The organism is Ammoniphilus resinae (assembly GCF_017873965.1).
GTDB classification, from domain to species: Bacteria; Bacillota; Bacilli; order Aneurinibacillales; family RAOX-1; genus Ammoniphilus_A; species Ammoniphilus_A resinae.
Map to the genome: position 1 here is coordinate 213,705 of NZ_JAGGKT010000006.1, position 18,790 is coordinate 232,494.

17 protein-coding genes and 1 other annotated feature are annotated in these 18,790 nt (G+C 43.5%); all 17 genes read left to right on the top strand.

The genetic code is table 11. The features are described 5' to 3' along the window. Positions 1-44 precede the first annotated feature (44 nt). The 17 genes from sigH to J2Z37_RS12380 all read left to right on the top strand — a co-directional run bounded on the left by sigH (position 45) and on the right by J2Z37_RS12380 (position 18,634). The gene (gene sigH / locus J2Z37_RS12300; protein ID WP_209810551.1) at positions 45-704 is read left to right on the top strand and encodes an RNA polymerase sporulation sigma factor SigH; all 660 of its coding nucleotides are present in this window, start codon (positions 45-47) and stop codon (positions 702-704) included. A 292-nt stretch (positions 705-996) separates the two neighbouring features. Next, positions 997-1,146 carry a 50S ribosomal protein L33 gene (rpmG, locus tag J2Z37_RS12305; RefSeq protein ID WP_209810552.1) on the top strand — a complete coding sequence of 50 codons (150 nt, stop codon included), beginning with the start codon at positions 997-999 and terminating at the stop codon, positions 1,144-1,146. A gap of 32 nt (positions 1,147-1,178) precedes the next feature. Continuing rightward, positions 1,179-1,394, top strand: coding sequence for a preprotein translocase subunit SecE (gene secE, locus J2Z37_RS12310; RefSeq protein WP_209810553.1), 216 nt, complete (start codon positions 1,179-1,181; stop codon positions 1,392-1,394). A 36-nt stretch (positions 1,395-1,430) separates the two neighbouring features. Then, a complete protein-coding gene (nusG, locus tag J2Z37_RS12315; protein ID WP_209810554.1) occupies positions 1,431-1,964 on the top strand; it encodes a transcription termination/antitermination protein NusG in 534 nt (177 codons plus the stop codon). A 148-nt stretch (positions 1,965-2,112) separates the two neighbouring features. Further along, positions 2,113-2,538 carry a 50S ribosomal protein L11 gene (rplK, locus tag J2Z37_RS12320; protein ID WP_209810555.1) on the top strand — a complete coding sequence of 142 codons (426 nt, stop codon included), beginning with the start codon at positions 2,113-2,115 and terminating at the stop codon, positions 2,536-2,538. 163 nt (positions 2,539-2,701) lie between these two features. Next, positions 2,702-3,403 (top strand): 50S ribosomal protein L1, encoded by a 702-nt coding sequence (gene rplA / locus J2Z37_RS12325; RefSeq protein ID WP_209810556.1) that lies wholly within the window; start codon positions 2,702-2,704, stop codon positions 3,401-3,403. Between the two features lie 56 nt (positions 3,404-3,459). Further along, positions 3,460-3,587: a sequence feature (ribosomal protein L10 leader region), on the top strand. A 25-nt stretch (positions 3,588-3,612) separates the two neighbouring features. Then, positions 3,613-4,107 carry a 50S ribosomal protein L10 gene (gene rplJ, locus J2Z37_RS12330; RefSeq protein ID WP_209810557.1) on the top strand — a complete coding sequence of 165 codons (495 nt, stop codon included), beginning with the start codon at positions 3,613-3,615 and terminating at the stop codon, positions 4,105-4,107. 100 nt (positions 4,108-4,207) lie between these two features. Next, on the top strand, positions 4,208-4,573 hold the full coding sequence (gene rplL / locus J2Z37_RS12335) for a 50S ribosomal protein L7/L12 (RefSeq protein WP_209810558.1): 366 nt from the start codon (positions 4,208-4,210) through the stop codon (positions 4,571-4,573). A gap of 208 nt (positions 4,574-4,781) precedes the next feature. Further along, positions 4,782-5,381 (top strand): class I SAM-dependent methyltransferase, encoded by a 600-nt coding sequence (locus J2Z37_RS12340; protein WP_209810559.1) that lies wholly within the window; start codon positions 4,782-4,784, stop codon positions 5,379-5,381. A 458-nt stretch (positions 5,382-5,839) separates the two neighbouring features. Beyond that, entirely contained in the window at positions 5,840-9,478 is a 3,639-nt protein-coding gene (gene rpoB, locus J2Z37_RS12345; RefSeq protein WP_209810560.1) for a DNA-directed RNA polymerase subunit beta, read from the top strand. 95 nt (positions 9,479-9,573) lie between these two features. Continuing rightward, on the top strand, positions 9,574-13,209 hold the full coding sequence (gene rpoC / locus J2Z37_RS12350; protein ID WP_209810561.1) for a DNA-directed RNA polymerase subunit beta': 3,636 nt from the start codon (positions 9,574-9,576) through the stop codon (positions 13,207-13,209). Positions 13,210-13,322: 113 nt separating this feature from the next. Further along, a complete protein-coding gene (locus tag J2Z37_RS12355) occupies positions 13,323-13,577 on the top strand; it encodes a 50S ribosomal protein L7ae-like protein (protein WP_209810562.1) in 255 nt (84 codons plus the stop codon). A gap of 151 nt (positions 13,578-13,728) precedes the next feature. After that, positions 13,729-14,151, top strand: a complete 423-nt coding sequence (gene rpsL, locus J2Z37_RS12360; RefSeq protein ID WP_209810563.1) for a 30S ribosomal protein S12 — start codon at positions 13,729-13,731, stop codon at positions 14,149-14,151. Between the two features lie 64 nt (positions 14,152-14,215). Beyond that, positions 14,216-14,686 carry a 30S ribosomal protein S7 gene (gene rpsG / locus J2Z37_RS12365; protein WP_209810564.1) on the top strand — a complete coding sequence of 157 codons (471 nt, stop codon included), beginning with the start codon at positions 14,216-14,218 and terminating at the stop codon, positions 14,684-14,686. A gap of 269 nt (positions 14,687-14,955) precedes the next feature. Beyond that, a complete protein-coding gene (fusA, locus tag J2Z37_RS12370) occupies positions 14,956-17,034 on the top strand; it encodes an elongation factor G (protein WP_209810565.1) in 2,079 nt (692 codons plus the stop codon). Positions 17,035-17,186: 152 nt separating this feature from the next. Continuing rightward, entirely contained in the window at positions 17,187-18,374 is a 1,188-nt protein-coding gene (tuf, locus tag J2Z37_RS12375; protein WP_209810566.1) for an elongation factor Tu, read from the top strand. 38 nt (positions 18,375-18,412) lie between these two features. After that, the gene (locus J2Z37_RS12380; protein WP_209810567.1) at positions 18,413-18,634 is read left to right on the top strand and encodes a hypothetical protein; all 222 of its coding nucleotides are present in this window, start codon (positions 18,413-18,415) and stop codon (positions 18,632-18,634) included. Positions 18,635-18,790: the final 156 nt, after the last annotated feature.

Here is an 18,790-nt window from a genome sequence, read left to right on the forward strand (position 1 = left end):
ATAATTAACATAACTATTTATGTCTCAAGCCCGGGGGGATGCAGGTGAATGTTGACCTTAAAGATATAAATCCGTCATCACATTATGAAACCATAGCTGATGAAGAACTGGTTGACATGGTCCGAGAAGGAGACTCTGACGCCCTCGAATTTCTCATTCACAAGTATAAAAACTTTGTGCGGGCAAAAGCGAGATCGTATTTTTTAATCGGGGCTGACAGAGAGGATATTGTTCAGGAAGGTATGATTGGTTTATATAAGTCTATACGTGATTTTCGTGGGGACAAGCTCACCTCTTTTAAAGCCTTCGCAGAGCTTTGTATAACCAGACAAATTATCACCGCAATTAAAACTGCCACAAGGCAGAAACATATCCCCCTTAACTCTTACGTTTCTTTAGACAAGCCCATTTATGATGAAGATTCTGATCGTACATTGCTTGATGTCATTTGTGGCAATCGGGTAACCGACCCGGAGGAACTCATTATCAACCAGGAAAAATTCGATGATATCGAAGATAAGATGGGGCAGATTCTAAGCGATTTAGAGAGGCAAGTCCTAATGTTATACCTGGATGGGCGATCCTATCAGGAAATTGCTGTAGACCTCGATCGTCATGTGAAGTCGATTGATAACGCTTTACAACGAGTGAAAAGAAAATTGGAGAAATATTTGGAAATCAGGGAAATTTCTATTCTTAAATAGCAATTGATGTCAAAGGCTTCGGGTTCGGAGCTTTTTGCTTTTTTTCTGAGGGTTAGTTTTCAAACGCCAGGATCTGGCAATACTATGTATGGCAATAGGCTGATTATATCCCTAGTTTTGATAGACCGAAAGAATAAAGAACAGACAGTAGCTGTTGAAAAGTTAGATACCCCATAAGGGAATTTCTTGACATAGAAATATCGATGTGCTAAAGTGTTTAGGGTAGCTGTGCAAATAGCTGGTTTTACCTGTTCTGATATAGTTTTAGTATAGATGTGGGAGGTGTAATATCATGCGGGTTATTGTAACTTTAGCGTGCACCGAGTGTAAGCAACGTAACTACACCACAGGCAAGAACAAGCGCAAACATCCTGACCGCATTGAGATGAAGAAGTTTTGCAAGTATTGCAATGGACATACAGCTCATCGCGAAACTCGCTAAACATATAGGCTCAAGGTATTGGAGGTGTCGTTTTGGGCTTTCTAGCTAGGCTTGGTGCCGGGTTCAAAAGATGGCCTACCTTTTTACGCGAAGTCTGGAGCGAGCTTAAGAAGGTACGCTGGCCCAGTCGTAAAGAACTGACAAGCTATACGATTGTTGTTCTTGTAACGGTGACACTGATTTCCGTATTCTTTGCGGTTATCGATTTAGGGATTTCGCAGATCATTGAATTGATTTTAGGTCGATAAATCGATAGGGGGGAAGGGACAGGTTTGTCCTGTGTCATGGAAAAACAGTGGTATGTTGTTCATACCTACTCCGGGTATGAAAACAAAGTTAAAACGAATTTAGAAAAGCGTGTCGAGTCCATGGATATGAAGGATAAGATCTTCCGTGTCTTTATCCCTACCGAAGATGAAGTAGAGATGAAGGATGGCAAGAAGAAAACCGTGACCAAGAAGGTTTTCCCTGGCTATGTTCTCGTCGAGATGATTATGACGGATGATTCATGGTACGTTGTACGCAATACACCTGGGGTGACTGGCTTTGTAGGTTCCTCGGGATCTGGTTCGAAACCCACTCCCCTTAAGCCGAATGAGGTGGAAGCGATCTATAAGCAAATGGGCGTCGAAGAGGTCAAAGCGAAGATCGATTTCTCCTTGAAGGAAACGGTAAAAGTGAAGGAAGGGCCGTTTGCGGATTTTGTCGGTACGATTGAGGAAATCCAACTCGATAAGCACAAAATTAAGGTACACGTAAACATGTTTGGTCGTGAAACACCGGTCGAACTGGATTATAATCAAGTGGAAAAAATATAAAGTCGTTAATATCTTGAAATCAACCGCTGATTGTGGTAATTTCGATTTTGTTTGATCTATCCTTTATTGGATAGGTTGCTTGTAAAGTGGGAGGGTTGTTTCTTCGGAATGCCCGTCAACCACATTTCGGACTAAGGAGGTGTGTCACATGGCTAAAAAAGTAATCAAAATGGTTAAATTACAAATTCCTGCAGGGAAAGCGAATCCAGCCCCTCCAGTAGGGCCGGCTCTTGGTCAAGCAGGTGTGAACATTATGGGATTCTGTAAGGAATTCAATGCACGCACACAAGATCAAGCAGGATTAATTATCCCTGTTGAAATAACTGTATTTGAAGACCGTTCGTTCACTTTTATCACAAAGACTCCTCCAGCTGCTGTTCTTTTGAAGAAAGCTGCTGGTGTTGAATCTGGTTCTGGTGTGCCAAACCGTAACAAGGTTGCAACCATCAAACGTGATAAAGTTCGTGAAATCGCAGAACAAAAAATGCCTGACCTAAATGCAGCGAATGTTGAATCTGCAATGCGTATGGTTGAAGGTACTGCCCGCAGCATGGGTATTGTGATTGAAGACTAATGGAACGAAAAGGACGTCGGCTGTGAAATGGACAAGTTCTATTTGAGCCGACGTTTCGTTTGAGGAGATCGGTTTTGACTTGTTAGATTTCTGTCTAACGGTCAAGTGGGAGGTAAAACCATCAAGCCGCTACTACCACATTAATGAAGGAGGCTATTTTAACATGGCTAAAAAAGGTAAGAAGTATCAAGAAGCTGCAAAAACAATCGATCGCGCAAAGTCCTATCCGGTTTCTGAAGCGATTGATCTAGTTAAAAAAGCTGCACCTGCAAAGTTTGATGAAACTGTTGAAGTTGCAGTGAAGCTTGGTGTAGATGTGAAGAAAGCTGATCAACAGCTTCGTGGAGCTGTTGTATTGCCACATGGTACTGGTAAAACTCAACGTGTTCTTGTTTTCGCTAAAGGCGAAAAAGCAAAAGAAGCTGAGCAAGCCGGTGCAGATTTTGTTGGTGAAGAAGATCTAATCAACAAGATCCAACAAGGATGGTTTGATTTTGATGTAATCGTAGCAACTCCTGATATGATGGGACAAGTTGGTAAGTTGGGACGTGTTCTTGGTCCTAAGGGCTTAATGCCAAACCCTAAAACAGGAACCGTTACTTTCGAAGTAGCAAAAGCTGTTAAAGAAATCAAAGCAGGTAAGATTGAATACCGTACTGATAAAGCTGGTAATATCCATGCTCCAATCGGTAAAGTATCTTTCGGTGAGGAAGCACTTGCTGAAAACCTTGCTATGATTATTGATACCCTTCAAAAAGCTAAGCCAGCTGCAGCTAAGGGGATGTATATGAAGAACGTATCTATCAGTTCTACAATGGGACCTGGCGTGAAGGTTGATGTGGGAACAATTGGTGCAACGAAGTAGGTTGACATTGTAATCGACTGTTGATAATATAATAGATGTGCTTTTCGAGCGCATTCATTTTAAAATAATATCTACCGTAGACAGAAGGTGCCGAAAGGCTTAATATCCTTCCGAGGTGCATAATAGATTTCCTGTGGAATACTTGTGCCCTTCGTTTTCTGCGAAGGGCATTTTCTATGTGCGCCATAATTAATTGTAGGAGGTGTACCATGGCAGTAGTACGTGAAGAGAAAGTCCAAACCGTGCAAGAAATCGCGTCTAAATTTAAGGATGCAAAAAGTGTTGTGTTGGCTGACTACCGCGGATTAACTGTGAAACAGGTTACTGAGCTTCGTAAGCTTTGTCGCGAATCTGGTGTAGACTTTAAAGTTTACAAAAACAAATTAGCGCAGCGTGCAACCTCAGAAGTAGGAGCAGAAGGCTTAAACGAGTTTTTAGCTGGACCAACCGCTTTTGCTTTTGCACAGGATGAAATTACAGCTGCTAAGATTGTTGCAGAATTTGCAAAGAAAAACGACAAACTAGAAATTAAAGCAGGTATTGTTGATGGACAAGTTATGTCTGAAGCAGAAATCAAAGCCCTTGCTTCCCTTCCATCTCGCGAAGGTTTACTTTCTATGTTGCTTAGCGTTCTTCAAGCACCAATGCGCAACTTTGCTCTTGCTGTTAAAGCAGTATCCGAGCAAAAAGAACAAGAAGCATAGGATACTATTACATGTAGTTAGCCTAGCTTGAAGTTATGGTTGAATGACTACCCACTCGGGGTAAATAAATTTATTAAAATGATATTAGGAGGATTATAAAATGTCTAAAGAGCAAATTCTTGAAGCGATTAAAGGTATGTCCGTTCTTGAGTTGAACGATCTTGTAAAAGCAATTGAAGAGGAATTTGGAGTAACTGCTGCTGCACCTGTAGCTGTAGTTGGTGCTGCTGGCGGAGCTGATGCAGCTGCTGAACAAACTGAATTCAATGTTGTGCTTGCTAGCGCTGGTGCTTCCAAAATCAACGTTATCAAAGTTGTTCGCGAAATCACTGGTCTTGGTTTGAAAGAAGCAAAAGCTATGGTTGATGGCGCGCCTGCAACTGTTAAAGAAGGCGTTTCTAAGGATGAAGCTGAAACCATCAAAACTAAGCTTGAAGAAGCTGGGGCTACTATCGAAGTAAAATAGTTTAAAAGTGTTATTCGGGAGGGTGACTCATGGAGATCCTTTTTACAGGAGGCTCTATGAGTGCCCTCCTTTTACATATATCTCGTAAAATCAAGGAAATGGTAAAAATTTGTTTGAGTTAACCTCTAAACCTCATTGTTAACCTCCAATCTACTGAAATAAAAATCATTTGGCTAAAGGGTGTTTTTAATTTTCGGGGGTGATCTGATTGGCTGACCATTATTATACGAACCAACCAAACGCAAAACATGATATCCATGAGTTTACGTTTGTCTTGCGCGGCATGACCTATCGTTTTAAAACTGACGCTGGTGTCTTTTCGAGAGATCGGATTGATTTCGGCAGTGTTCTTTTAATAGAGCAGATGGATATTCGGGAGACTGACCGTGTTCTCGATGTAGGCTGTGGTTATGGTCCAGTAGGTATTGTTGCTGCGAAACTGGCAAACCGGGGTCATGTTTTAATGGCTGATATTAATGAAAGGGCAGTAGGTCTTGCGAAGGAAAACCTGAAAAACAATCACATCGAAAACGCTGCGGTTATTGTTAGTGATCTTTTTACAGAGATTCCTAACGAACTGATTTATGATGTAGTTCTCACCAATCCTCCGATTCGGGCTGGAAAAGAAGTGGTTCATCAGATTTTTGAAGAGGCCTATCATCGTTTGAAGGAAGGCGGAGCGCTTTGGGTTGTGATTCAGAAAAAACAAGGAGCTCCTTCAGCTTACAGCAAGCTTGAAGAGACCTATAAAACGGTGGAAAAGGTGACACAAGACAAAGGATATTGGATTATCAAAGCAATGAAATAAAGTTATTGACATAATTATCCCTATTGTGTTATCGTTATAAAATGCTATAAAAGGCAAATTTTTTATAGATGTCAAGACTTGATTTTTTACCGCATAGGAAAGTTGGACTTCGCAAAATGTCAAAGTGAACAAAACGTTTCTATCGGCATGAAAAGCTTCTCCTAAAGATTCAATAGAAGCTTTTCTTAAAATGACCATTTCGAATGAATGGCTTGGTTATTTTTTGTCAATAATAACATAATAACCGACCATATTTTTAAAAATGCTCTATTAGAACAACCGCTAATAGCTTGCATTTTTTCTCGTTTTAATGAAATGGCTTTAGATTCCCCAATCATAAGTGGCTTCATTGACCTATCGATTGAAGCTTTTTATTATGCATACGGGGATTTACCGATATCAGAAGGATGAATCTGATCGGCAGGAAGCTAAACTTCGGGTTTGAGGGGTGAATGGATTTGGCAGGTCATCTGATTCAAAGTGGACGTTATCGTAAACGTAGGAGTTATGCCAGGATTGAAGAAGTAATGGAGCTCCCTAATTTAATTGAAATCCAGCAACAATCGTACCAATGGTTCCTTGATGAAGGATTGCGTGAAATGTTTCATGATATATCTCCGATTCAGGATTTTACGGGGAACCTCGTGTTAGAATTTATAGATTACAGCTTAGGAGAACCAAAGTATTCCGTTGATGAAACGAAGGAACGGGATGTTACCTATGCTGCACCCCTACGTGTGAAGGTGCGTTTAATCAACAAGGAAACAGGAGAAGTGAAGGAACAGGAAGTCTTTATGGGTGATTTTCCGCTCATGACAGAAACCGGGACCTTCATTATTAATGGTGCTGAACGGGTTATTGTCAGCCAGCTTGTACGTTCTCCTAGTGTATACTACAGTACCAAAATTGATAAGAACGGGAAACAGGCTTATACGGCTACTGTTATTCCGAATCGCGGTGCTTGGTTGGAATTGGAAACCGATGCTAAGGATGTCATCTATGTCCGTATCGACCGTACAAGGAAGATTCCAGTAACGGTTCTTTTGCGTGCATTAGGATTTGGATCAGATGCGGAAATCCTGAATATCCTCGGTGAAGATGAATATATCAAGAATACACTAGAAAAAGATAACACGGATTCTACGGAGAAGGCATTAATCGAAATTTATGAGCGTCTTCGTCCAGGTGAGCCGCCAACTGTAGATAATGCCAAGAGCCTATTGGTTTCCCGCTTTTTTGATCCGAAAAGATATGATCTAGCTAGTGTCGGTCGATATAAAATCAATAAGAAGCTACATATTCGCAATCGAATTTATAATCAAAAGCTAGCAGAAACGTTGGTTGATAGTGAAACAGGTGAAATCCTTGCAGAGGCTGGGCAAACCGTTGATCGTCGATTAATGGATAAGCTGGAAAGATACCTTGAGAAGGGCTTGAATTTAGCCAAGATTAGACCTCGCGGCGGAGTAATAGAAGAGGAAATAGAAGTACAAAGCATTAATATTTTCTCGCCAATCGACGATGGAAAAGTAGTGAAAGTAATGGCGAACGGATTGATTGATAAATCCGTCAAGCATATTACGCCTGCTGACATTATTTCATCCATTAACTACTTTATTAACTTACTCCACGGAATTGGAAACACCGATGATATTGACCATTTAGGGAATCGTCGTCTCCGTTCTGTTGGGGAATTATTGCAAAACCAGTTCCGTATCGGTTTATCACGGATGGAGCGAGTGGTTCGTGAACGGATGTCCATCCAAGATGCGAATGCGATCACTCCACAAGCTCTGATTAATATTCGACCTGTGATTGCAGCCATTAAAGAATTCTTCGGAAGCAGTCAGTTATCCCAGTTTATGGATCAGACCAATCCATTGGCTGAATTGACCCATAAACGCCGTCTCAGTGCTTTGGGACCTGGTGGTTTGACTAGGGAACGCGCTGGTTTTGAAGTGCGTGACGTGCATCATTCACACTATGGACGGATGTGTCCAATTGAAACTCCGGAAGGTCCGAACATTGGGTTGATTAACTCTCTGTCTACCTATGCGAGAATTAATGAATACGGGTTTATTGAAACGCCTAGAAGAATTGTCAATCCAGAAACGAATCTGGTGACAAAGGATATTGTCTATTTAACTGCTGATGAAGAAGACATCTATAATGTTGCCCAGGCAAATGCGCCGATCAGTGAAGAAGGGGAATTTTTGAATGATACCGTGATTTGTCGCCGGAAAGGGGAAATCTTAACTATTCCACGCGATAAAGTCGACTTCATGGACGTTTCACCAAAGCAAGTTGTTTCGGTTGCTACGGCAATGATTCCGTTCTTGGAAAACGATGACGCCAACCGTGCTTTGATGGGAGCGAACATGCAGCGGCAAGCTGTACCACTTCTTGTACCAGAAGCGCCATTTATTGGAACGGGAATGGAGCACAAGTCTGCAAAGGACTCTGGAGTAGCTATCGTTGCAAAGTATCCGGGGATTGTGGAAAGAGTTACAGCAAGGGAGATTTGGGTTAGAAGAGTTCAATTCTTCGACCAAAACAACAACCCTGTTCCTGTTCCACGAGATTGGGGACTTTCCGTCTCAGAACAAACAGGACGTGAATTTAAGGAAAACCAGCCAAACCAACTGCCTGAAGGTATTAAAATGGTGAAAGGTGATATTGATAAATACCGCCTGCAGAAGTTCATTCGCTCTAATCAGGGGACCTGTGTTAATCAGCGAACCAGGATTAGAAAAGGAGAATTTATCAAGGTTGGAGATATCTTGGCGGATGGTCCTTCTACTGAGATGGGTGAACTTGCCCTTGGTCGGAACGCGCTCGTCGCTTTTATGACTTGGGAAGGTTATAACTATGAAGACGCCATTTTGATGAGTGAAAAAATGGTGAAAGAGGATGTCTATACCTCGATTCATATTGAAGAATATGAATCAGAGGCTAGGGATACAAAGCTTGGGCCTGAGGAAATCACCCGCGATATCCCGAACATCGGGGAAGAAGCGTTGAAAAACCTTGATGAGCGTGGAATTATCCGAGTTGGGGCGGAAATTTCAGATGGCGATATTTTAGTTGGAAAAGTAACACCAAAAGGGGTAACCGAATTAACGGCAGAAGAGCGCTTGTTGCATGCCATCTTTGGTGAAAAGGCCCGTGAAGTGCGTGATACTTCCTTGCGTGTTCCGCATGGCGGTTCCGGAATCGTCGTCGATGTGAAAGTCTTCACGCGAGATAATGGAGATGAACTACCTCCTGGCGTGAACCAACTGGTGAGGGTCTATATTGCCCAGAAACGTAAAATATCTGTTGGTGATAAGATGGCTGGACGACACGGAAACAAAGGGGTTATTGCACGGATCCTGCCAGAAGAAGATATGCCATTCTTACCAGATGGTACACCTGTGCAGGTCGTCCTAAATCCACTTGGGGTACCATCGCGGATGAACATTGGGCAGGTTTTGGAAACCCACTTGGGAATGGCGGCGAGAGCACTTGGGATTCATATTGCAACGCCAGTGTTTGATGGTGCTACGGAAGATGATGTGTTTGATACGTTGGAAGAAGCCGGAATGTCCCGCGATGGAAAAACAGTCCTGTTCGATGGCCGTACTGGTGAACCGTTTGATAACCGCGTAACCGTTGGTGTTATGTATATGATCAAACTCGCACACATGGTTGATGACAAGATCCACGCCCGTTCAACGGGACCTTACTCGTTGGTTACACAGCAGCCATTGGGCGGGAAGGCCCAATTTGGTGGACAGCGTTTTGGAGAGATGGAGGTTTGGGCTTTAGAGGCTTACGGTGCTGCTTATACCCTGCAAGAGATTCTTACCGTTAAGTCAGATGATGTTGTAGGTCGTGTGAAAACCTATGAGTCGATTGTTAAAGGGGAGAATGTTCCCGAGCCAGGCGTTCCTGAATCCTTTAAAGTGTTAATTAAAGAGCTGCAGAGTTTGGGGATGGATGTGAAGATTCTTGCGGAAGATGAACAGGAAATCGAAATGCGCGAAGTCGACGAAGAGGATGAAAATACAGGTGATAAATTAAACCTTAACCTCCAAGGGATTGGCGCCGAAGATTAAAAAGCTTGAAGAAGGCTCTCTGAGCCTTCTTAAGATAGTTTTATGACGATACGTTCAATCTGATGCGGAAAAACCGGTCATGGGAGGTATGCCCCTTGTTAGACGTAAATAACTTTGAATTTATGAAAATAGGTTTGGCTTCGCCGGAGAAAATAAGATCTTGGTCTTATGGGGAAGTAAAAAAACCTGAAACAATAAATTATCGTACGCTGAAACCCGAAAAGGAAGGGTTGTTCTGCGAAAAAATCTTTGGTCCGACAAAGGATTGGGAATGTCATTGCGGAAAATACAAGCGAGTCCGTTATAAGGGAGTCGTTTGTGATCGTTGTGGCGTTGAGGTAACAAGGGCGAAGGTGCGCCGGGAAAGAATGGCCCATATCGAGCTTGCTGCCCCAGTATCCCATATCTGGTATTTCAAAGGAATTCCAAGCCGGATGGGACTTGTTCTTGATATGTCTCCGCGGTCCTTGGAAGAAGTCATTTATTTTGCTTCCTATGTTGTCATTGATCCTGCGGATACTCCGCTAGAAAGAAAGCAACTGTTGTCTGAAAAAGAATACCGGAATTATCGTGAGAAATACGGAAACTCCTTCCAGGCAGGGATGGGAGCAGAGTCCATCAAAAGACTGCTGCAGCAAATCGACCTGGATAAAGAGGTTGATCAGCTGAAGGAAGAGTTGAAGTCAGCCCAAGGTCAGCGGCGGGCAAGAATCATTAAGAGACTGGAAGTTCTTGAAGCATTTCGTTCCTCTGGCAATCATCCCGATTGGATGGTGTTAGATGTTCTTCCTGTCATCCCACCTGAACTTCGTCCGATGGTGCAACTGGATGGGGGCCGTTTCGCTACATCTGATTTGAATGATTTATATCGACGTGTGATTAACCGGAATAATCGTTTGAAGCGACTGCTTGATCTCGGAGCACCTGATATCATCGTACAAAACGAAAAAAGAATGCTTCAGGAGGCTGTTGATGCTCTCATTGACAACGGTCGCCGTGGCAGACCTGTAACAGGGCCTGGGAACCGCCCACTGAAGTCACTTAGCCATATGCTGAAAGGGAAGCAGGGACGCTTCCGTCAAAACTTGCTAGGAAAGCGGGTTGACTACTCTGGTCGTTCCGTTATCGTAGTTGGTCCATATTTGAAGATGTATCAGTGCGGCTTGCCAAAGGAAATGGCCTTGGAGCTTTTCAAACCATTCGTTATGAAAGAGCTTGTAAGCAAAGGTCTTGCACACAATATCAAATCGGCAAAACGAAAAGTAGAGCGCGTCCACCCAGAAATCTGGGATGTACTTGAGGAAGTTATTAAGGAACATCCAGTTCTGTTGAACCGTGCACCTACCTTGCACCGTCTGGGAATCCAGGCTTTCGAACCGATCTTGGTAGAAGGCCGTGCCGTTCGTCTTCATCCACTTGTTTGTACGGCTTATAATGCGGACTTTGACGGTGACCAGATGGCTGTTCACGTACCACTTTCTGCTGAAGCCCAGGCTGAGGCACGTTTGTTAATGCTTGCTGCGCAGAATATCCTCAATCCGAAGGATGGGAAGCCAGTTGTTACACCATCTCAGGATATGGTATTGGGAAGCTATTATTTAACCATTGAAAAGAAAGGTGCAAAAGGGGAAGGGAAGTTATTCCATGCTCCTAATGCTGCGATCCATGCCTACCAAAACGCTCATGTTGAACTGCATGCCCGGATTGCTATTCCGGCAAACAGCCTAGGCAAAGAATCGTTTACACCTGAACAACAAAACGCTCTATTGGTGACAACAGTCGGAAAGATTATCTTTAACGAAATTTTCCCGCCTGATATGCCTTACATTAATGAAGCGACAAAATACAATTTACAGGTCGGCACACCTGATCGTTACTTTATCTTTAATAAAGGTGAGAATGTTGCCGAATTTATTGAAACCAAGCTAGAAAAAGAAATGGATGCCGTTAAGAAGAGTTTCCTAGGATCAATTATCGCCGAGGTATTCCGTCGCTTTGGCACGACACAGACATCGGTTATGCTTGACCGCATTAAGGAATTAGGATTCAAGTATTCTACCCAGGCAGGTCTGACTGTTGCTGTTGCCGACATTAAGACACCGGAAAAGAAGAAGGAAATCATCGCTAATGCGGAGGATAAGGTACAAACCATTTTGCATCAATTCCGCCGTGGTCTGATTACCGAGGATGAGCGTTATGATCGAGTCATTTCTATCTGGAGTAAGGCGAAGGATGAAGTAACAGAAACTTTGATGGGGTCGCTAGACAAATTTAATTCCATCTACATGATGGCAAACTCCGGTGCCCGTGGTAACGTATCACAGATCACCCAGTTAGCAGGGATGCGCGGATTGATGGCTAACCCATCTGGTCGTATCATTGAATTGCCGATCAAGTCCAATTTCCGTGAAGGGTTAACCGTATTGGAGTACTTCATTTCTACACACGGTGCTCGGAAAGGTTTGGCGGATACGGCATTGCGTACAGCTGACTCTGGTTATTTAACCAGACGACTTGTTGACGTAGCCCAAGATGTCATCGTACGTGAATTAGACTGCGGTACAGATAAAGGGATTCAGGTTTCAGCCATTCGGGACGGAAAGAACGTTATTGAAAATGTCTATGACCGGGTTGTTGGAAGAACCTCCTTTGCCACGGTTAAACATCCGGAAACTGGCGAAGTAATCCTTCAAAAGAACCAATTAATCACCGAAGATATTGCGGAAAGATTAATAGATGATTTAGGTAAAGAAACGATTCATATCCGCACAGTTCTCACTTGCCGGACCAAACATGGTGTCTGCAAGCGATGCTATGGACGCAACCTAGCTACAGGCCAAGATGTAGAGATTGGTGAAGCAGTTGGAATCATTGCTGCACAATCGATCGGTGAACCAGGTACCCAGTTGACCATGCGTACCTTCCACACCGGTGGGGTTGCGGGAGACGATATTACCCAAGGTTTACCGCGGATTCAGGAGCTGTTTGAAGCACGTAACCCGAAAGGTCAGGCTGCGATCACTGAATTTGACAGTGAAGTTGTGGATATTCGTGAAGGCAAGGATCGCCGTGAAATTGAGGTCAAGGGTCACGCTGAGACAAAGGTTTATCAAATTCCGTTTGGTTCCCGTATGCGTGTCTCAGTTGGCTCTAAGGTCAATGCTGGTGAAGAACTGACAGAAGGCTCGATTGATCCGAAGGAATTGTTGCGCATTAAAGGTCTGCGCGGAGTTCAGTACTATATCCTGCAGGAAGTTCAGAAGGTTTACCGGATGCAGGGGGTAGAAATCAACGATAAACACGTTGAGGTTATGATCCGTCAGATGCTCCGCAAGATTCGAATTATTGATAGTGGAACAACGGACTTGTTGCCAGGTTCCTATGTAGACATTCAAGAATATGAAGAAGCAAACCGAAAGGTATTCCGCGAAGGTGGAGAACCTGCAGTAGCTCGTCCTGTATTGCTTGGTATTACAAAGGCATCACTGGAAACGGAATCCTTCTTGTCGGCCGCATCTTTCCAGGAAACAACACGCGTATTGACAGATGCAGCTATAAAAGGAAAAATCGACAAGTTGCTTGGATTGAAGGAAAACGTTATTATAGGGAAGTTGATTCCTGCAGGAACAGGAATGTCACGCTATCGCAATACAAAACTTGTTGAAGAACAAGAAGATCATGATGACGTGATTGATTCAAATGAAGAAAAGGAAACTGTGACTGTAGAATAAGTGTTGGAAAAAAGACTTATTTAACAGGAAAAAATACAGTTGACTTTGGAAAATGAAAATGTTAATATGTCGTAGTGTGCCAAGTGATCCTGTACTTTGGAGGATATAGAAACATGTCTTATGAAAAAGTAAAACAGGCTACTGGACTGGTCATTGGCTTGAAGCAAACATTGAAGGCCATTGAACAAGGAATGGTGAAGGAAGTCTATATCGCAAAAGATGCGGACTCAAGACTGACGGGTAAGGTTGCCCATCTCTGTCAAGAGAAACAACTGCCGGTTGAATACGTTGATTCTATGAGGCATCTAGGCAAGGCTTGTGGAATTGAAGTAGGAGCTGCAGCGGCAGCCATCCTGATAAATGAGTAGAATAGCGTTTTTGAATCTGTGAGGCGTGGTGATAAGCGATCTCTTTGCTTACACCATACTTCACGGATCAAAAACTTTTGTTTTGCTCATATATGACTCACCTGGATCTGTGGGCTTAAAACCCCATGCAAATTTGGAAGGAGGTGCGGCAATGCCAACTATTAACCAGCTTGTACGTAAAGGTCGCGAACAGAAAGAGGTAAAATCCAAAGCACCAGCTCTATTAAAGGGTTACAATAGCATGAAGAAGGAGCACACCAATCTTGCTTCTCCACAGAAGCGTGGAGTTTGTACTCGTGTAGGTACAATGACTCCGAAGAAGCCTAACTCCGCTCTTCGTAAATATGCTCGTGTACGTTTAACAAACGGAATCGAAGTAACTGCTTATATTCCTGGAATTGGACATAACCTACAAGAGCACAGTGTTGTTTTAATCCGTGGTGGACGTGTAAAGGACCTTCCAGGGGTTCGTTATAAGATCATCCGCGGTGCATTGGATACTGCTGGTGTTGCAAACCGTAAGCAAGCTCGTTCTCGCTACGGAGCAAAGCGTCCAAAAGAAGCTAAGAAATAATCACTTTAGAACGAAAAATAGACAAGCTGTCTAGATTAACTTTTGTAACAAAGGAGGGAATCACATGCCACGTAAAGGACCAGTACCACGTCGTGACGTATTACCTGATCCAATATACAATAGCAAGCTAGTAACACGCCTTGTAAACCGTCTTATGATCGACGGGAAAAAAGGTGTTGCTCAAGGCATTATTTATGATGCATTTAATGTAATTCAAGAACGTACAGGTCGTGAACCAATTGAGGTTTTCGAAGAAGCAATGAAAAATATCATGCCGGTTCTTGAAGTTCGTGCCCGCCGTGTAGGGGGAGCTAACTACCAAGTTCCTGTAGAAGTAAGACCAGAGCGCCGTACTGCTTTGGGATTACGTTGGTTGGTTCAATATTCCCGCAATCGCGGTGAACATACCATGCAAGAGCGTCTTGCTGCTGAAATCTTGGATGCTGCCAATAACACTGGATCATCTGTGAAGAAGCGTGAAGACACTCACAAAATGGCTGAAGCCAACAAAGCATTCGCTCACTATCGTTGGTAAGATAATAAGATTCGCCAGGTTGCATAGCAACTGGTGGATAATACTCGACTGATGGGTATAAGATTTTCGCTTTTTATAAATTAGCTGAAGATAATACTCGACTGATGAGTATAAGATTCGCCAGGGTTGCTTAGCAGCCCTTTGGATCATACTAGGTTGGTGTGCAAATACGTAACAACTACCCGGCTGATGGCAATGAATATATGCGTAATGGAAGAATGAATAATTCTTCCATTACATAATCCTCATAGATGAAAGGAGTCAAATTCATGGGACGCCAATTTCCCTTAGATAAGACTCGTAATATCGGAATCATGGCTCACATCGATGCCGGTAAGACGACTACGACTGAACGTATTTTGTTCTATACAGGCCGTGTTCACAAGATTGGGGAAACTCATGAGGGTGCTGCTACGATGGACTGGATGGAGCAAGAGCAGGAGCGTGGGATCACCATTACTTCTGCTGCGACAACCGCTCAATGGAATGGCCACCGCGTAAACATCATTGACACCCCGGGACACGTAGACTTCACGGTTGAAGTAGAACGTTCCCTTCGCGTACTTGATGGTGCGGTTGGTGTTTTCTGTGCCAAGGGTGGGGTTGAACCACAATCCGAAACCGTATGGCGCCAAGCAGATAAATACCATGTACCACGTATTGCTTATGTAAATAAGATGGACATCATTGGTGCGAACTTCTTAAGTGCTGTTAGCCAAATGCGTGATCGTCTAAAGGCTAATGCACATCCAGTTCAGCTTCCAATTGGTGCTGAGGATACCTTCAAAGGGATCATCGACCTTCTTACAATGACAGCAAGAATCTATACAGACGATTTAGGGACTGCTTCTGAAGAAGCTGAAATCCCTGCAGATATGAAAGACCTTGCTGAAGAATGGCATGCTAATCTTGTAGAAGCTGTTTGTGAATTAGATGAAGAGTTGCTTGAAAAGTACATGGAAGGTGAAGAACCTACTGTAGAAGAGATGAAGAAAGTGATTCGTCGCGCTACATGTAATGTAGAATTCACACCTGTACTTTGCGGTTCTTCGTACCGTAATAAAGGGGTTCAACCAATGTTAGATGCGGTAATTGATTTCTTGCCATCTCCATTGGATGTACCAGCAATTAAGGGTACTCTTCCTGACAGTGAAGATGAAGTGACTCGTGAGTCTGATGATAACGGTCCATTTGCTGCATTGGCTTTCAAAATCATGACAGACCCATATGTAGGAAAGTTGACATTCTTCCGTGTCTATTCCGGTACATTAAATTCTGGTTCTTATGTTTTAAATTCCACGAAAGGTAAGCGTGAGCGTGTGGGACGTATCCTGCAAATGCATGCTAACCACCGTGAAGAAATCGCAATTGTTTATGCGGGAGATATTGCGGCAGCAGTTGGTCTAAAAGATACAACTACTGGGGATACATTGTGCGATGAAAAAGCACCTGTTATCCTTGAATCGATGGAATTCCCTGATCCGGTTATTTCCGTTGCAATTGAGCCGAAAACAAAAGCGGACCAGGACAAAATGGGTATTGCTTTGTCTAAGCTTGCTGAAGAAGATCCAACCTTCAAAACTTTCACGAACGAAGAAACAGGACAAACGATCATCGCAGGTATGGGTGAGCTTCACCTTGATATCATCGTTGACCGGATGAAGCGTGAATTCAAAGTGGAAGCTAACGTAGGTGCTCCTCAGGTTGCTTACAAAGAAACCTTCCGTAATCATGCTAAGGTTGAAGGTAAGTTTGTTCGTCAATCCGGTGGTCGTGGACAATACGGTCACGTATGGGTTGAATTTGAACCGCTTGAGGCTGGCGCAGGTTTCGAATTCGTTAACAAGATTGTCGGTGGGGTTGTTCCTCGTGAATACATTCCTGCTGTTCAAGCTGGTATTGAAGAATCCATGCAAAATGGTGTTCTAGCTGGATATCCATTACTTGACATCCGTGCAACCATCGTAGACGGAAGCTACCACGATGTTGACTCTTCTGAAATGGCGTTTAAAGTAGCTGGTTCTCTTGCACTTAAAGAAGCAGGCAAGAAGTGTGGAGCCGTTATTCTTGAACCAATGATGAAAGTTGAAGTCGTTGTTCCTGAAGAATACATGGGTGATATCATGGGAGACATGAGCTCTCGCCGTGGACGAATCGATGGTATGGAAGCCCGCGCAGGTGCACAAGTAATCCGTGGATTTGTTCCACTTTCCGAAATGTTCGGTTACGCAACTACTTTGCGTTCCAGAACCCAAGGTCGTGGACAATACACCATGACATTCGATCATTATGAAGAAGTTCCAAAGAATATCGCTGAAGAAATCGTTAAAAAGAATAAGGGTGCTTAATCCTTACTTTTAATGAAATTTTTACAAAAAGTACTTTTAAGATAGAATAGAAAGGTATAAAATAAGTCTTGGTTTTGCATTTTGTACCTTTCTTTTTATAAAATCTAAAACACACCTAAAAAAACTTTTCTTGTCTAAGGAGGCTAACCATAATGGCAAAAGCTAAATTCGAACGTAATAAGCCACACGTTAACATTGGTACTATCGGACACGTTGACCACGGTAAAACAACTCTAACAGCTGCTATTACAACTGTATTAGCAAAGTCTGGTGGAGCTCAAGCTCGTGGATATGATCAAATCGACGCTGCTCCAGAAGAAAAAGAACGTGGAATCACAATCTCTACTTCCCACGTTGAATATGAAACTGCTAACCGTCACTATGCACACGTTGACTGCCCAGGACACGCTGACTATGTTAAAAACATGATCACCGGTGCTGCACAAATGGACGGAGGGATCTTGGTAGTATCTGCTGCTGATGGTCCTATGCCACAAACTCGTGAACACATCCTTCTTTCCCGTCAAGTAGGGGTTCCTTACCTTGTTGTTTTCATGAACAAGTGTGACATGGTTGATGATGAAGAACTTCTTGAGCTTGTTGAAATGGAAATTCGTGACCTTCTTAGCGAGTATGAATTCCCTGGCGATGACACTCCAATCATCAAAGGTTCTGCATTGAAAGCTCTTGAAGGGGATGCAGAATGGGAAGGTAAAATCCATGAGTTAATGGAAGCTGTTGATAGCTATATCCCAACTCCAGAACGCGATGTTGATAAGCCTTTCTTGATGCCTGTTGAGGACGTATTCTCCATCACTGGCCGTGGTACTGTTGCAACTGGACGTGTTGAGCGTGGAATTGTAAAAGTTGGTGACGTAGTTGAAATCATCGGTTTGACTGAAGAACCTAAGTCTACTACTGTAACAGGGGTAGAAATGTTCCGTAAGCTTCTTGACCAAGCTCAAGCAGGGGACAACATCGGAGCTCTTCTTCGTGGGGTTCAACGTGATGATATCGAGCGTGGACAAGTTTTGGCTAAGCCAGGTTCCGTTAAACCACACAGCAAGTTTACTGCAGAAGTTTACGTATTGTCCAAAGACGAAGGAGGACGTCACACTCCTTTCTTCGCTAACTACCGTCCTCAGTTCTACTTCCGTACAACTGACGTAACTGGAATCATCAAGTTGGCTGAAGGTGTAGAAATGGTTATGCCTGGTGACAACGTAACTTTTGACGTTGAATTAATCAGCACCATCGCTATGGAAGAAGGTACTCGCTTCGCTATTCGTGAAGGTGGACGTACTGTAGGCGCTGGCGTAGTTGCAAAAATCACTGAGTAATTATAAACGAGAAAGCAGCCCTTTGGGGCTGCTTTTTTGTGCGCTTGGCAGCGCACTATACTTATCGGGTTCAAGTCCCGTGTGCACCGACGGCCGGAAGCGCTAGCAGACAGACAGTGCGTCACCGTGAGGTGGGGTGCGGAGGGTCTGAATGCAAAACCCTGTACAAAGCGAAAGCGAACCTAGGCTGGCGTGAGGGGGGGATGACCATGCAAAGAGATGGGAAGTCCAAATCGCCGACAACTGACCCAGAGCGTTAAGAAGGTTGGGATAGGGTGGAAGTATAGTAGCGTGACCCAAGGAGGTCTCGTGGCTTCCTAGTTTTTTTTTCTAGGTAATCTACTTCCAAGATACGTTGAGGGGTAGATGATGAGGTACGAGAAGTCAGAGGTATCCGTAGTAGTTAGGAACTCCGA